Here is a 1,324-nt window from a genome sequence, read left to right as displayed (position 1 = left end):
GGAACTCCTTCGGATACGGCTTGGGCACTGCAACATCCTTCCAGGCCGCCAGTCAGCAAGCCAGGTCAGGTGTCACTTATCCGTGCAGCAGTCCCTTTGGATGGCCAGCGAACGCTAGTTCTAGATGCGGGGGTCAGGAGCGACCTGGCCCCGAATCCAGTGACCCTTTTCGCTGGAGGGTGCTAGAACGTGGGCATGTCGTTGCCGTTCAGCAAGTCACAGATCGAGCGTCTCGGGAAGAGATTGGTTCAGGGCCCACTGCCTGAAGAGTCAGATCTCGACGACTTGAGCTGTCTCCTGCTTGCGTACGACGAAGTCTTGGAAGGCGTCACCGCTGCAGTTCGGCAGCTGGGATATGAACCAACTAGTCGGGTCAAAAATACTGGGACGATCCTGGAGAAACTGCACAGACATGGCGGTTCGTGGCTGAAAAGCATGCAGGACCTGGCCGGCATGCGAGCGGTTGTAACCGGTGGACTACGCGCTCAGGACGAGGTGGTGGCGGCCATTGCGAAGCTCTTTGAATCGACGGACCGCGCGTCAAAGGTCGTAGACCGTCGGCTGCAGCCCAGTCATGGGTACCGCGCGGTCCATCTGGTCGTTTTCCCGGAAGGTATGCCCGTCGAGATCCAGGTCAGGACAGAGTGGCAACACGAGTGGGCCGACATGTTCGAGAAGCTGGCAGACATGATCGGTCGCGGGATCCGGTACGGCGAGCCGCCCGTCCACTGGTGGGACGATTTGGACCATCCGCCCGAAGAGTCCCCCGACGAGCTGACCATGGGGCGAAGAATCTACGACGCCGCTTACCGGCTACACGTAGCAATGGCTGTGTCCGCAGTCTCCCTGGGTGACCTCATCGCAGCTTTGGAGCAGGCTGAGCTGAGCGACATGGATATGGACGACCCGCAAATCGTCCGAACGTGGCAGCAGGTCCGCGACGGCCTGGCTAGTTTCCGCGAGGAACTGAAGGGCATGCGGCCCGTCCCACAGGGGCGCAACCTTGGTAGCGTGGAACCATGACCAATGTCCTGGTGGTGTACGACCGCGCTGCGGGTCGCCTGCTGCATGAGCAGGAGTACGAGCACCGTAGGGATGCCTTCGCGGCGCGAGTCCGGGCCGAGCGGGAGTTTGGCCGCAGAGCGAACGTGGAGGTAGTGGTGCTCGCAGCGAAGAGCCGGGACGATCTGCTGCGCACCCACGCTCGTTATTTCCTGTCTCTGGATGATCTAGCAGCGCCGCGCAGTCCCTCATCACCCTCGTGAACCACCTCATGTCCCTACTCGGCTAGGAGCGCAGGAATGCAACAGCCACTCGATCCGCA

General features: G+C 61.3%; 2 protein-coding genes. Both read left to right on the top strand.

Annotation, left to right across the window (positions count from 1 at the left end; genetic code table 11):
• Positions 1 to 195: 195 nt before the first annotated feature.
• The gene (locus AB0I83_RS31465) at positions 196 to 1,023 is read left to right on the top strand and encodes a hypothetical protein (protein ID WP_363307051.1); all 828 of its coding nucleotides are present in this window, start codon (positions 196 to 198) and stop codon (positions 1,021 to 1,023) included.
• Complete coding sequence (locus AB0I83_RS31460; RefSeq protein WP_363307050.1) at positions 1,020 to 1,265, top strand: hypothetical protein; 246 nt, start codon at positions 1,020 to 1,022, stop codon at positions 1,263 to 1,265. The genes AB0I83_RS31465 and AB0I83_RS31460 overlap by 4 nt, the downstream gene beginning before the upstream one ends.
• The last annotated feature ends 59 nt before the right edge of the window (positions 1,266 to 1,324 follow it).

This window comes from Streptomyces sp. NPDC049970, assembly GCF_040660235.1.
Classification (GTDB): domain Bacteria; phylum Actinomycetota; class Actinomycetes; order Streptomycetales; family Streptomycetaceae; genus Streptomyces.
This window is presented reverse-complemented; position numbering and strand designations above follow the sequence as displayed.

Coding starts and splice junctions, on each gene's coding strand:
- AB0I83_RS31465 (WP_363307051.1), top strand. CDS start 196: ATGTCGTTGCCGTTCAGCAAGTCACAGATCGAGCGTCTCGGGAAGAGA.
- AB0I83_RS31460 (WP_363307050.1), top strand. CDS start 1,020: ATGACCAATGTCCTGGTGGTGTACGACCGCGCTGCGGGTCGCCTGCTG.